Annotated in this window: 11 protein-coding genes; 3 read left to right on the forward strand and 8 right to left on the reverse strand. The window is 57.1% G+C overall.

From position 1 onward, the window contains the following. The first annotated feature begins 108 nt into the window (after positions 1-108). Positions 109-1,269 carry a D-alanyl-D-alanine-carboxypeptidase/endopeptidase AmpH gene (gene ampH / locus ACMWL8_RS11205; protein WP_041911111.1) on the forward strand — a complete coding sequence of 387 codons (1,161 nt, stop codon included), beginning with the start codon at positions 109-111 and terminating at the stop codon, positions 1,267-1,269. 2 nt (positions 1,270-1,271) lie between these two features. Here ampH and ACMWL8_RS11210 read toward each other — a convergent pair whose 3' ends face one another. Continuing rightward, complete coding sequence (locus ACMWL8_RS11210; RefSeq protein ID WP_028012114.1) at positions 1,272-1,898, reverse strand: helix-turn-helix domain-containing protein; 627 nt, start codon at positions 1,896-1,898, stop codon at positions 1,272-1,274. An 89-nt stretch (positions 1,899-1,987) separates the two neighbouring features. Further along, positions 1,988-4,762, reverse strand: a complete 2,775-nt coding sequence (locus ACMWL8_RS11215; protein WP_045259876.1) for an autotransporter outer membrane beta-barrel domain-containing protein — start codon at positions 4,760-4,762, stop codon at positions 1,988-1,990. Positions 4,763-5,207: 445 nt separating this feature from the next. On the opposite strand from ACMWL8_RS11215, the gene hemB reads away from it, so the two are divergent. After that, on the forward strand, positions 5,208-6,182 hold the full coding sequence (hemB, locus tag ACMWL8_RS11220; RefSeq protein WP_045259875.1) for a porphobilinogen synthase: 975 nt from the start codon (positions 5,208-5,210) through the stop codon (positions 6,180-6,182). Between the two features lie 72 nt (positions 6,183-6,254). Further along, positions 6,255-7,955, forward strand: a complete 1,701-nt coding sequence (locus ACMWL8_RS11225) for a lysophospholipid acyltransferase family protein (protein ID WP_045259874.1) — start codon at positions 6,255-6,257, stop codon at positions 7,953-7,955. A 69-nt stretch (positions 7,956-8,024) separates the two neighbouring features. On the opposite strand, the gene tauD is transcribed toward ACMWL8_RS11225, so the two are convergent. The 6 genes from tauD to mmuP all read right to left on the reverse strand — a co-directional run bounded on the left by tauD (position 8,025) and on the right by mmuP (position 13,929). Continuing rightward, the gene (tauD, locus tag ACMWL8_RS11230) at positions 8,025-8,873 is read right to left on the reverse strand and encodes a taurine dioxygenase (RefSeq protein ID WP_045259873.1); all 849 of its coding nucleotides are present in this window, start codon (positions 8,871-8,873) and stop codon (positions 8,025-8,027) included. Beyond that, positions 8,870-9,697, reverse strand: coding sequence for a taurine ABC transporter permease TauC (tauC, locus tag ACMWL8_RS11235; protein WP_041911117.1), 828 nt, complete (start codon positions 9,695-9,697; stop codon positions 8,870-8,872). Before tauC ends, tauD begins: the two co-directional genes overlap by 4 nt. After that, on the reverse strand, positions 9,694-10,461 hold the full coding sequence (tauB, locus tag ACMWL8_RS11240; RefSeq protein WP_045259872.1) for a taurine ABC transporter ATP-binding subunit: 768 nt from the start codon (positions 10,459-10,461) through the stop codon (positions 9,694-9,696). Before tauB ends, tauC begins: the two co-directional genes overlap by 4 nt. 10 nt (positions 10,462-10,471) lie before the next feature. Next, positions 10,472-11,434: a taurine ABC transporter substrate-binding protein gene (gene tauA / locus ACMWL8_RS11245; RefSeq protein WP_045259871.1), complete on the reverse strand. Its 963-nt coding sequence runs from the start codon at positions 11,432-11,434 to the stop codon at positions 10,472-10,474. A gap of 175 nt (positions 11,435-11,609) precedes the next feature. Further along, positions 11,610-12,542, reverse strand: a complete 933-nt coding sequence (gene mmuM, locus ACMWL8_RS11250) for a homocysteine S-methyltransferase (RefSeq protein WP_045259870.1) — start codon at positions 12,540-12,542, stop codon at positions 11,610-11,612. Next, positions 12,529-13,929 carry an S-methylmethionine permease gene (gene mmuP / locus ACMWL8_RS11255; protein ID WP_001194698.1) on the reverse strand — a complete coding sequence of 467 codons (1,401 nt, stop codon included), beginning with the start codon at positions 13,927-13,929 and terminating at the stop codon, positions 12,529-12,531. Before mmuP ends, mmuM begins: the two co-directional genes overlap by 14 nt. Positions 13,930-14,012 lie beyond the last annotated feature (83 nt).

Here is a 14,012-nt window from a genome sequence, read left to right on the forward strand (position 1 = left end):
ATGGTTACGTTTTTCTCGCTATGGTTATGCTATTCGGGGCATTGCACGGTGCCGATTAGTAGTATAAATACCCATTACTTTCCTCATTCACTTCATGGATGCTTTTCGTTGAAACGTTGTCTGCTCTCTTTTGCCGCGCTGTGTGCGGTGAGCTTCTCCACCGCCCAGGCAGCCCAGCCGCTGACGGCGCCCGTTTTGGCTTCCGATATTGCCGATCGCTACGCGAACCTTATCTATTACGGCAGCGGCGCGACCGGGATGGCAATGGTGGTCATCGACGGCAACCAGCGCGTTTTCCGCAGCTTTGGTGAAACGCGTCCAGGTAATAACGTTCGTCCGCAGCTGGATTCCGTTGTGCGCGTCGCGTCCTTAACCAAGCTGATGACCAGCGAAATGCTGGTGAAGCTGCTCGACCAGGGCGTGGTAAAGCTCGACGATCCGCTCAGCAAATACGCCCCGCCGGGTGCCCGCGTGCCGACGTATCAGGGCACGCCAATTCGCCTGGTGAACCTCGCGACGCACACCAGCGCTCTGCCGCGCGAGCAGCCGGGCGGCGCGGCGCACCGCGACGTTTTTGTCTGGCCAACGCGCCAACAGCGCTGGAACTACCTGAGCACCGCCACGCTGAAATCCGCCCCGGGCTCGCAGGCCTCTTACTCGAACCTGGCGTTCGATCTGCTGGCAGATGCACTTTCAACGGCGGCGGGCAAACCTTACCCGCAGCTGTTTGAAGAGCAGATCACGCGTCCGCTGGGCATGAAAGACACCACCTTTACCCCTTCCCCGGACCAGTGCAAACGCCTGATGGTGGCAGAGAAAGGCGCAAGCCCCTGTAACAACACGCTGGCGGCCGTGGGCAGCGGCGGGGTCTATTCCACTCCTGGCGACATGATGCGCTGGATGCAGCAGTTCCTTTCTTCGGATTTTTACTCCCGCAGCAGCCAGGCCGATCGTATGCAGACCCTTATCTATCAGCGTACTCAGCTGCATCGCGTCATCGGGATGGACGTGCCGGGTAAAGCCGATGCGCTCGGCCTGGGCTGGGTCTATATGGCGCCGAAAAATGGCCGTCCGGGCATCATTCAGAAAACCGGCGGCGGCGGCGGATTCATTACCTACATGGCAATGATTCCGCAGTCCAACGTGGGCGCGTTTGTGGTGGTCACCCGTTCTCCGAACACGCGCTTCGTTAATATGAGTGACGGCATCAATAACCTGGTGGCCGAACTGAGCGCCAATAAAGCCCAGGTGCTTACTGCGTCTAACTGATCTTAATATTCCGTGGGCAAGCGGTTGATGCTGACCAGCTTGCCCCGGCTCATATTGATGTAGTTCCCCTGACGCAGCGCAGCCAGGACTTCTGCAACGACCGAACGTGAAATACGTGTGCTACGCTGAATATGATTCATAACGCCAATTTTTGAGCGCAGCGAGTCATCCCACTCGGCCATATTGATCAACATCGCCCGGATCTGACTGTAAGAGTTATTTCCCACCAGCTGCAGGTCACGTTTACCCAAAATATGGTTAATCCATGACACCCAGCAGAAAGCATCCTGCCAGAGATGATTTTGCTGAATAAGTTGACGCGTGGCAGAGACCGGTAAATAAAATCCAGAACAGGTTGTGTGTGTCATCATGGAATATTCCAGATAACTATCATTTATCCATGCATTCAAACCATAGATAAAAGGTGCCTGCGCAATGCCCATCAGAAGTTCATCAGATTTACGATGGATAGCTGTAAGACCAGACTGTATTACAAAAGTAAATGGCTCATCATCATTATTGCCGGTTGTTATTAATTGCTGTGGTTCGATCTTAAAGGGGGTACCGGCGACTTCCAGACATTTTGCGAGCCGGCTTAATTCAGAAAGTGGTTTCGCATTAACGTTCATGCATACCTCAAAGCATCTGTATCTGTCGGTTCTTTATTATTTTTAAACCATATAAAAAAGCGGGGGAAAATATCCCCCGCGCTTTCTATTTACCAGGTATATTTCACACCCAGGTTTGCTCCCCAGTTCTGGTCAACGTCGCCGCCGCCCAGATAAGTCGCATCGGTGTAAGCACTGAAGTTTTTGGTGAAGCTGAACTGGGTGCCCAGCCCCACGCGAACCGCAGAGCCTTCGACGCCGTTATCAATGCTGTCAGAGTTGATATCAGCATTATTGTCAGCATCGTCATAGACGTAAGCCAGCTTGAAGTACGGGGTCAGCGCCTGTTCGCCGCCGTAGTTGAAGGTATAACCCGCATCCAGGCCAAGTTCATAACGCATGCTGTCGTAAGACTGACCATCGATACGCATGTCGTTGCTCAGCTGGTAGTCGTCGCCTGACTGGAACAGGCCGGAAATCGCCGCATAAGGGGTGATATAGCCTGAGAGGTTTGGTTTCCAGTCATAGCCCAGCTTCATCCCGAAGCCGACAGCGTCAGAGGTGGTGTCACCGTCAACATACTGACCGTTGCTCATGGTTGCAGAGAGGTCATTGTTAAAGCGGGTGTAGTTCAGTGAGCTGTCGAGGAAGACGTTGTTCGCAAACGTCGCAGACGCGTAGATCATCGCAGTCTGGCTGTCCTGATCGACCTGACCCGTACGATCGCTGATATCGCCTTTCGCAAAACCAGCTGCACCACCGACGATCCACTTCGCATTATTACCGTCAATCTGTGTGTCCAGACCGACCATAATGCCGCTTACGTCCTGATCGTAGCTGACGGTGCCGTTATCCGCGTCAAAATTGCCGCCGAAATAGCTCACCCACGCTCCGCCGTTGTCTGCCAGGCCATGACGGCTGTTGGTCAGACGCGTACCCACGGTATCCTGCTGGAGATTCCAGATATTGGTGTTGGCAGAAGGAATGCTCAGCGCCATGTTGGCGTAGTCAGTCAGCTCTTTCTGCTGGAGAACAACGGTGTCACCCTCCTGCTGCGCCTGATAGGTGTAAGCACCTAAATCAGCTTTGTTTGCAGCAGTAAAGCTGGCTGCGGTATCTGCGTTATTGTCGTAGACGCGAATGATCTCTTTGTTTTTGTAGTCGGCAACTGAACCAGCGCCGGTTGCATCGTCGATGCGCACCTTGTAGTTACCGGCAACGTCACCGTTCACCGCCAGATGGCCGTCGGAGTTCAGCGCGACAACACCGTAGTCATACTCCGCGTTGTAGCGATCGTTAGTGATATAGCGTGCGTTGTTCAGATCACTGTTCAGCACATAATCGCGGCTGGCAACGTTGAGCACGCCGCCATCGGTCAGTACCATATTGTGCGTATCAACCTGACCCAGACCCAGCGCCAGCTCGGCACCGTTGTCTACGGTAATGGTGTTGGCATACAGCTCTGCTGTCTCTTCAGTCAGTGCCGCACGGCTATAGCTGTCCAGATACAGGCTGTCGGTTGCCACGGCTCCGCTGTCGCCAATATTCATGGTTGAAGCATTGGTCAGGGTGATTGAATCCGCCAGCAGGCCGGAGTTTTCAACATTGACCTGAGACTGGTTGTTCACCGTCAGCGCATCAATGTTGGAGACCTTGCGGGTATCCCACTCGGAACCGTTATCCAGCGCCACATTGAACAGGCCGCTTTGGTACACCTCTTCACCGGCAACGTGACCGTTGCTGTCGAAGGTAGAATCAGGCCAGATGCTGTTCGGGGACAGAGCGTGCCAGTCAACGTTGCTGTAGCCCTGGCCATACATCTGCGCAGTGCCGATAGCTTCAACGCTGGACTGCGCTGCACCGACCCACTTGCTGCCGTTAGTCAGCGTAACATCCAGTGTATCGGTACCGTCCCAGCCGTTGGTGGTTGGGTTATAGACACCATCTTCAGTGGTATCCGTTGCCGGATCGCCATTCTCGTAGAAGTTGTTATCAAAGGTGCTGGAGAAAAGAATGTCACCCGTTACGGTAGAGTGATCGAAGGTAGCGGTGGTCTGCATGGCGTTATCAGACGCGCCGGCCGCAACGATCAGCGCCGCATCATCCGCAGCCGAGGCGTTGGTTTCACCGTAGTCGCTCGGCTTCGCCGTTTGACCGTAGAACCCGTTGGTGCCCAGATCGCTGTACGCACCAGAGGTCAGCACGGAGTCTTTCACCACCAGCGTATCGGTAAAGACATTGCTGCTGTTAGCAACGCCTTCAACGCCGTCGTATGGTGTGTTATCCAGTTCCTGATAACCCTGCGTCAGCGTAATACCCGCGACGTGGGAGTTGTTCTGAATAACGATATCAGATTCAACGTCCAGGGTAATTGCGTTACCCAGACCATAGGTGTCCAGATAATGCGTTTCAGTATTCTCGCCATTGACGACATCATACGCGTAATGCTCGTAGGCATCGTTGATGGTGGAGTTATCAACGGTCAGGCTAAAACGATCGTACTGGGTATGACTGGTGCCGTCAGTATCCACCCCATCTGCACACGTCGTGGTCATACACTCTGACGTGATCATGCCGTTAATGGTGCTGTTAGAAATACTCAACGCGTTTGCACGGCCATTGACCCCATCATCGAGATAGTAAGTCGAAATAACACCGTTTACGGTTGATTTATTGATGACCGGATAAATGTCACCATCATGGGTGGCATCCGAGTAATCCCAATCTGCGTAGCCATAATACCACGGCGTAGATGCGGTATTATCATATCCAAAAGTATTATATGTCGTACCGGAAATATCTTTCGCATTAGCCTGAGAAGCGATAGCCAGCGTACAAGCTAATGCAAGTTGAGATACAACCAGTTTCTTTTTCCATGTTTGCATTGGGTCATCCCTCCTCAGGGACGTAAGCATGTTTGTCCGTAAATCAATTAGCAATGTTTAATTGCGGAGTGAATTATGCAGTTTCATTCAGAAAAGGTTCAATGAATGATTCATTTAAGTCCGTATCCAGACAATCAGCAGATGTAAAACGAGAGAAAAAGAGCGCTAAATATAAATACTATAAAGAAAAAGTCAAAATAAACTAAACAAGCAAAGGTGATATAAGTTTTATAAACAGATCATTTTTATTTATACATTCCCTTCGTAATAGAATTAACATCAATAATTCGAACCGACATTCCGCAGGATTAGTTAATTATATATAATTCAGTGGCAATCATAGACAGGCCGCATTAATCGGTATCAAAATGCCCACTTTAGTAAAACACCTCACTTCACTTTGAGGTACACTAACCTTCTTTGTTCCACAAACATCAGGCATACCATGACCGATTTAATTGCACGTCCCCGCCGCCTGCGTAAGTCACCCGCACTGCGCGCTATGTTTGAAGAGACAACACTGAGCTTAAACGATCTGGTGTTGCCGATTTTTGTTGAAGAAGAGATTGATGACTACAAAGCCATCGAAGCCATGCCGGGCGTGATGCGCATTCCTGAAAAATACCTGGCCCGCGAGATTGAACGCATTGCCAACGCGGGGATCCGCTCGGTGATGACCTTCGGCATCTCCCACCATACCGACGCCACCGGCAGCGATGCATGGAAAGAAGATGGCCTCGTGGCCCGCATGTCCCGCATCTGCAAAGATACCGTGCCAGAAATGGTGGTCATGTCCGACACCTGCTTCTGCGAATACACCTCCCACGGGCACTGCGGCGTGCTGTGCGATCACGGCGTGGACAACGATGCCACCCTGCTGAACCTCGGCAAGCAGGCGGTCGTGGCTGCCGCTGCGGGTGCGGACTTCATCGCGCCGTCTGCGGCGATGGACGGACAGGTTCAGGCTATCCGTCAGGCGCTGGACGCGGCAGGCTTTACCGACACCGCCATCATGTCCTACTCCACCAAGTTTGCCTCCTCCTTCTACGGCCCGTTCCGTGAAGCGGCGGGTACGGCGCTGAAGGGCGATCGTAAGACCTACCAGATGAACCCGCTGAACCGCCGGGAAGCGATTCGTGAATCCCTGCTTGATGAAGCCCAGGGCGCAGACTGCCTGATGGTGAAACCGGCTGGCGCCTATCTCGATATTCTGCGCGACATTCGCGAGCGCACCGAACTGCCGCTGGGGGCATACCAGGTGAGTGGTGAATACGCGATGATCAAATTCGCCGCGCTGGCCGGTGCCATCGACGAAGAGAAAGTGATCCTCGAAAGCCTGGGCGCGATCAAACGCGCGGGCGCGGATCTGATCTTCAGCTACTTCGCGCTGGATCTGGCCGAGAAAAAAATCCTCCGCTAATCTTCACCAAACTGCAATACAACCGACATCTGCTCCTTCTACTGTCTTCGCAAGACGGCAGGAGGAGTAATCATGTTTAGCCTCGATAGCGTTCTCGACGATCTTTGGCCTCAGGCGAGGCCTGCACCCTGGCAAAAAAGTCTGTTAAAAAGGCTGTTTTACGAAGAAGAATTCCAGCAGTTTGCCGCCGCTCACCGCCACCTGAAAGGACTGGATATGGTGGAGCAAGTTCTGGAGCACCTTGATATTCTCTGCACCGTTTCCGCCCGCGATCTCGAACAAATCCCCGAACATGGCCCACTGGTTATTATTGCTAACCACCCGACAGGCACGCTGGACGGGCTGGCGCTGATGTACGCCGTCTCTCGCGTGCGGCGCGACGTTAAAGTCGTGACCAACCGGATGCTGACCCACCTTGAGCCTCTCAGTTCGCTGTTTATTCCGGTGGACAATATGGGCGGCAGGACGGCGAAATCGTCTCTGGTTCAGATGGAGCAGCATCTGCAAAACGCGGGCGTGCTGATCTTCTTCCCGGCGGGTGAAGTTTCACGCCCCACGCGCAAAGGCATTCGCGATAAAAAATGGCACTCCGGCTTTATCAAACTCGCCAGCAAGCTGCGCGCCCCGCTGCTGCCGGTGCATATTCAGGCGCATAACAGCCTGCTCTTTTATGCCAGCACGCTGGTGTCGCCGACATTGTCGATGCTGCTGCTAATGCAACAGATGTTCCGCCGCCGCCACAGCCAGCTGCCGATTAAAATCGGCCAGCAAATCGCCTGGCATCACTGGCATAGCGCCACGCTTTCGTCACGTGAGATGGCCGAGCAGTGCCGTCAGCACGTGATGCGTCTTGGCAAGGGATTGCCTGGCGTCTTCAAAACCCAGTGCGCCATTGCCCGTCCGGAAGACAGGGCCACCCTGAAACGCGAGCTGGCGCAGGCGGAGTGTCTGGGTAAAACCAGCGACGGTAAAACCATCTACCTGTGGCAGCGCAACGGGCAGGAAGAGGCGCCTCTTCTGCGCGAACTGGGCCGCCTGCGCGAGATTGCGTTTCGCGCGGTGGAGGAAGGGAGCGGTAAACGCCGGGACACCGACAGCTACGATGACGATTATCTGCACCTGATCCTCTGGGATGAAGAGGATCTGGAGATCGTCGGGGCGTATCGCTTTATGCCGACGGCCATGCAGATCGAAAAGCGCGGCGTTGAAGGTCTGTACAGCTACAGCCTGTTCCACTACGACGACAAAATGCAGGACGTGCTTGAGCACGGCATTGAGCTCGGGCGCAGCTTTATTCAGCCGCGCTACTGGGGGCGTCGCGGTCTGGACTATTTATGGTCCGGCATCGGGGCTTACCTGGCGCGTTACCCACATTATCGCTACCTGTTTGGCCCCGTCTCCATCTCCGGCGGCTTACCGCCTGCGGCACGGGATCTGCTGGTCGCCTTTTACCGCCTGTGGTTCCCCGCGACGCATCCGCTAGCCGCGTCACGTCAGCCGTATCCGGCGTCGTTACCGGACGTACTGGCACAGTTTGGCGGCGTGGATTACGTGGACGATCTGACGAAGCTGAAATCCCTGCTCGGCAATCTGGGCTGCGGCATACCGCCGCTGTATAAACAGTATTCCGAGCTATGCGAGCCCGGCGGCGTGCAGTTTATTGATTTTGGCAGCGACCCGGCGTTCAACAATTGCGTAGACGGTCTGGTGCTGGTGGATTTGTGCTACCTGAAGGCGAACCGCTATCAGCGGTATATTGAGGCGCACCTATAATTGGCCGGCAATTGTGCACCGTTTTCGCCGGGTGGCGCTGCGCTTACCCGGCCTACGGGTACTCCAGGATCAGGGGCGGTAAAACGGCTTATCCCCCAAAATCGTCGCCCGCTGCATAATCCTTCGCTGCGGCAGATAGTCCGCGTTGGCGTAGTGCTGCGTCACGCGGTTATCCCAGATCGCCAGGTCGTTCTCCTGCCAGCGCCAGCGCACCTGAAACTCCGGTTTAGTGATATGTGCGAACAGGAAACCTAACAGCGCGTCGCTCTCTTTTTCCGTCACGTCCACAATGCGCGTCGTGAATCCTTCGTTCACGAACAGCGCCTGCTTGCCCGTGACCGGATGGGTGCGCACCACCGGGTGCAGCAGCGGCGGATGCTTCGCCACCGCTTCCAGCCAGCGCTGATGCTCCTCTTCGCTTTTACGGTACTTATATTCCGGGAACGATTTTTTGAAGTCGTGCTCCGCCCGCAGGCCGCTCAGCAGTGCCCGGAACGGCGCAGAGAGCGCCTCAAACGCCGCAATCCCGCTCGCCCACAGCGTATCGCCGCCGGTCTCTGGCAGTAATTTTGCTGCCAGAATTGCCCCGGCGGGCGGCGTTTCGATAAAGGTGACGTCCGTGTGCCAGTTGTCGTTGTCCGGCGGGTTATCGTTGTGGGTATCCAGAACGATAATCTCCTCCACCCCTTCCGCATGCGGATAGACCGGGTGAATATGCAGGTCGCCAAAACGCAACGCCAGCGCGCGCTGCTGCTGCGGGGTGATCGCCTGCTCGCGAAGGAACACCACCTGATGGCGCAGCACCGCGTGGTACAGCTGCTCAAACTGGTTATCGCTCAGCGGGCGGGACACATCCAGGCCCAACACCTGTGCACCAATGTACGGCCCCAGCGGGGTGATGGTCAGTCGTTCACTCATTGTATTTCTCCATGCCAGGGCGTCAGGCGGCGCTGTAGCGCGCGCAGCCCCAGTTCTAATCCGAAGGCGATCGCGGCAATCACCGCGATCCCTGCCAGCACCACGTCAGTCGCCAGGAACTCTCCCGCCGACTGCACCATAAACCCTAATCCTCGCGTGGCGGCGATCAGCTCTGCCGCCACCAGCGTGGACCAGCCCACGCCGAGGCCGATGCGCAGTCCGGTTAAAATCTCCGGCAGCGCGCCGGGTAGAATCACAAACAGCAGCACCTGCGTACGGCTGGCCCCCAGCGACTGCGCCGCACGGATCCGCACCTGCTGGGCACTCTTCACGCCCGCCAGCGCCGACATGGCAACCGGCGCGAAAATCGCCAGATAAATCAGCAGAATTTTCGACGTTTCGCCGATACCGAACCAGATTACCATCAGCGGCAAATAGGCCAGCGGCGGCACCGGGCGGTAAAGCTCAATCAGCGGGTCAAGGATGCCGCGCACCGTCGGGCTTAGGCCCATCGCGATCCCGACCGGGATACCGATAACCACCGCCGCCAGCAGCGCCACCAGAATGCGCGTCAGGCTTGCGCCGAGATGCTGCCAGAGCGTAGCGTCCATAAAGCCCTGCGGCCCGGCGATGGAGATGAGTTTCGCCAGCACCTGTCCCGGCGGCGGCAGAAACAGCGGGCTGACCCACTGCTGGGCCGCAACCGCCCACCACGCTGCCAGCAGCACCAGCAGCGTACCGACGCTCAGCGTAATTTGACGTGAGAAAGGCCAGCGCAGCGCCAGACGCGTGCGGCGCGTTTTTTCACTAAAGACGATGCTCATGAGAAGGCCTCCCGCTGTTCGAACACGCGGCTTAAGACGTATTCACGCTGCTCAATAAACCGCGGATCGGATTTGATGCTGCGCACCGGCTCCCCGGCGACGTAGCGGCGGGCAAATTCAAGCGGCAGCCGCTCCAGCACGCGCCCCGGCCCCGGCGAGAGCAGCACCAGCTCGGTCGCCATAAACACCGCCTCTTCGATATCGTGAGTAATCAACAGCACCTGCTTGCCCGTCTCATGCCACAGGCGCAGCAGCAGGGTTTGCATCTGCTCGCGGGTAAAGGCGTCCAGCGCCCCGAACGGCTCGTCCAGCAGCAACAGCTGCGGATTCGCCGCCAGCGCGCGGGCGATCCCGACGCGCTGACGCTGGCCGCCGGAAAGCTGCCAGATAAAGCGTTTTTCCGCCCCTTCCAGCCCCACTTTTTTCAGCATCGCCCGCGCGGTTGCCAGCCGCTGTTCACGGTTCACACCCGCAAGCTGTAGCCCAAACGCCACGTTCTCCTGCACGTTGCGCCACGGAAGCAATCCTTCGTTCTGAAAGACCACGCCGCGCTCGGCGCCAGGGCCATCCACCTTTTTCCCTTCCAGCTGAATGGTGCCGTGCTGATACGGTACAAACCCGGCGATCAGATTCAGCAGCGTGGTTTTTCCGCAGCCGGACGGGCCGAGCACCACCAGCAGTTCACCGCTGCCCAGCGTCAGGTTGATGTCCTCCAGCGCGGGTTTACCACCGTAATCGGCATACAGGTTCGTAATGTTCAGCATGGCGGACTCCTTATTTCACAAAGCGGTCGGTGACGTACTGGCTGTAATCCGCCGCGACCGCAGGCACTTTGCCCTGCTCTTTCAGGAAGGTGGCGGTATCTACAATCGCTTTGCCCACCGGCCCGTTTAGCTGCTGCACCTGCTGCGCGGGGGTCAGATAGGTATTGCCCCTCACCAGCCCCGGCACGTCCGCTTCCGGCACGCCGCTCAGGCGGGAGAGTTTTTCCAGATTGGCGGGCTGCTTCAGCCACTCATCCGGGTTGCTGATGTACGGCTGCTGGGCGTCAATCGCGCTTTTCGCGAAGGCTTTCACCACCTCAGGATGTTTCTCGGCAAAGTCTTTACGCACCACCCATACGTCGAGGGTTGGCGCGCCCCACTGGCCCACTTTTTCGGAGTCGGTCAGCACGGTGCCATCTTTTTCCAGTTCGTTTACTGCCGGTGCCCACACGTAGGCCCCGTCAATATCCCCGCGCTGCCAGGCGGCGATAATCGCCGGCGGCTGGAGGTTGATAATTTGGACCTGACCCGGCTTGATGCCCCAGTGTTTGAGCGCTGCCAGCAGGCTGTAGTGGGTGGTGGAGATAAACGGCACGGCGATGCGTTTGCCGATCAGGTCTTCCGGTTTGGTGATGTTTTTCTTCACCACCAGCGCTTCGGAATTACCGAGCTGCGAGGCGAGGAGGAAAACCTCAATCGGCACCTGCTGACTGGCCGCGACCGCCAGCGGGCTGGAGCCGATATTGCCAATCTGCACGTCGCCGGACGCTAACGCACGCACGACGGACGCGCCGCTGTCGAACTTGCGCCAGTCGACTTTCGCGCCGCTCTCTTTCGCAAAGGTATTATCCGCCTGCGAAACCTTCGCCGGCTCAGCCGACGTTTGATACGCGACGGTAACGTCCACCGCCTGCGCCTGAAATGCCCACAGCGCCAGCGCGCCGAGAAGTGTGATTCGCGATGAAATTGCCATAGTGCCTGCTCCCCTTGTTGTTATGAGGGCAGTATTTCCAACGCGGGAATTTTGATAAAGGAATAAAAATGAATCGCTCATAACGATTCGTTTTTAGATAAAAAGCGGGAAAGGATAGTTGATTTTGTGCGGTTGGTTTGTGCCGGGTGGCGCCTGCGCCCTACCCGGCACAAACTCAGCGCTGCGCGTTCAGCTCTGCAATATCCTTCGGCGTGGTGCGACAGCATCCGCCGATTAACTTCGCTCCCGCCGCCAGCCACTGCGGCAGATACCCCGCCAGCGTCTCGCACGCTTCGCCGTGGTGGTGCCAGGTTTTGGTTACCGCATCATAATGCTCGCCCGAGTTCGGGTAGACCACCAGGGGCAGCGGCGTCAGGCTTTGCAACTGCTTCAGCGCCGCCGTGGTGTTTTCCAGCGCGATACAGTTGATGCCCAGCGCGACGACCTGCGGATAGTCCTGCAGAGAAGAAACCACCTCCCGCAGCGGCGTGCCGTCGCTCAGGTGCTCGCTGTCGCGCAGGGTGAAGGAGAACCACGCCCGCGCGCGGGGATACGCCGTCAGCAACGCGGCCAGCGCCTTTATTTCCGTGAACGACGGCAGCGTTTCGCAGGCCAGCAGGTCTGCACCCGCGTCCAGCAGCGCTTCCACGCGCGGGCGATGGAATTCTGTGAATTCTTCGGCACTGCGCACGTAGTCGCCGCGATACTCTGAGCCATCCGCCAGATACGCGCCGTACGGCCCAACGGAGCCCGCTACCAGCAGCGTGCCCGCGTGCGGGTTTTCGGCCAGGTACGCTTCGCGCGCCTTACGCGCCAGCTCCACGCTTTTGCCAATCAGCGCGCGGGACTGCGCCTCATCCAGACCGCGTGCCGCAAAGCCCGCAGGCGTGGCCTGGTAGCTGGCGGTGATCGCCACCTGCGCGCCCGCGCGGTAGTAATCAAGATGCACTTCACGGATAAGATCCGGGTTTTCCACCAGCACTTTGGCCGACCAGAGGCTGTCAGCAAGGTTACAGCCGCGCGCTTCCAGCTCCGTTGCCATTGCGCCATCCAGCACCACAAACGGCTGTTTTTCAAGGATGGCGGAAAGCGGATTATTCTGCGACATGTTCAGGCTCCTGCGATGTCATATTTCGGGTCAGGTAGTAGGCACCATAACACAGGGCGACGAACGGAAGCCCGCAATAAAGGGCAATGCGCTGGCTGGGGTCAAACCACAGGCCGACGCAGGCCACCACGCAGAGGATAAAACCGAGCACCGGCACCAGCGGATACCACGGCGCGCGGTACTGCAGCGCAGAGAGCGGCTGGCCGGACTGCAGATGACGGCGACGGAAAACGAAGTGCGACGCGCAGATGCTGATCCACACCGCCACCACCGCAAAGCCAGAAATGGCCGAGAGTGCGACAAACACCGTGTCCGGGGCCACCACGCTTGAGAATAGCGCCAGCACGCCGCCGAGCATGGAAACCGAGAGCGCCGTCAGCGGCACGCCGTTTTTGTTCACGCGGGCAAAGCAGCGCGGGAGCGTTTTCTCATTCGAGAGCGACCACAGCATGCGCCCGGACGCATATAAGCCAGAGTTCGCCGCCGAGAGGATCGCCGTCAGGATCACGAAGTTAAAAATATCAGCGGCATAAGGAATACCGACCTTTTCAAACACCAGCACGAACGGGCTTTTTTCCACGCCCGCCTGCTGCATCGGGATCAGCGCCGCCAGCACAAACACGGTGCCGATAAAGAAGATGATCAGCCGCGCGATGGTGGTGCGAATAGCCACCGGAATGACCTTGTGCGGATTTTCCGTTTCACCCGCCGCGATGCCGATAAGCTCGGTCCCCGAGAAGGCAAAGTTCACCGCCACCATGGTCATCAGGATCGGCAGACCGCCGTGCGGGAACCAGCCCTCGGCGGTGATGTTGCTTAAGCCCGGCGCGGGTGAACCGTCCTGCATCGGAATGAAACCAAAGACGGCCGCCCCGCCGAGGATGATAAAGGCGATGATGGTGATGACCTTCACCAGCGAGAACCAGAATTCCCCTTCGGCAAAGAAACGCGTGGAGATGACGTTAAGGCCGAAAATCACCACGCAAAAGACTACGCACCACGCCCAGACGGGCACCTGCGGAAACCAGTACTGCATGCAGAACCCGGCGGCGGTAAAGCTCGAGCCGAGCGCCACCGTCCAGGTGAGCCAGTAGAGCCACGCCACGGTATAGCCCGTCGCCGGGCCGAGATATCGGGCGGCATAGACGTGGAACGCGCCGGTTTCCGGCATCGCCACGGAGAGCTCGCCCAGACACTGCATCACCAGCCAGACCACCAGCGCGCCGATCAGGTACGCCAGCAGCGTGCCCGCCGCACCGGTGGTGGAAATAATGTATCCGGTATTGAAGAATAACCCTGTCCCAATCACGCCGCCCAGCGAGAGCATAATCAGGTGGCGTGTTTTCATGGTGCGCTTAAGCTGTCCATTTTCTTGTTGTGTTTGCATATTACCTTCTATACGTATGGACATCTAAACATCCAAAGAAGGTGTTATACCGCGATTGTTAATAAAAAGCTAGATGACCAGAC

Source organism: Enterobacter sp. 04-C-12-SI-ECC (assembly GCF_047530715.1).
GTDB classification, from domain to species: Bacteria; Pseudomonadota; Gammaproteobacteria; order Enterobacterales; family Enterobacteriaceae; genus Enterobacter; species Enterobacter bugandensis.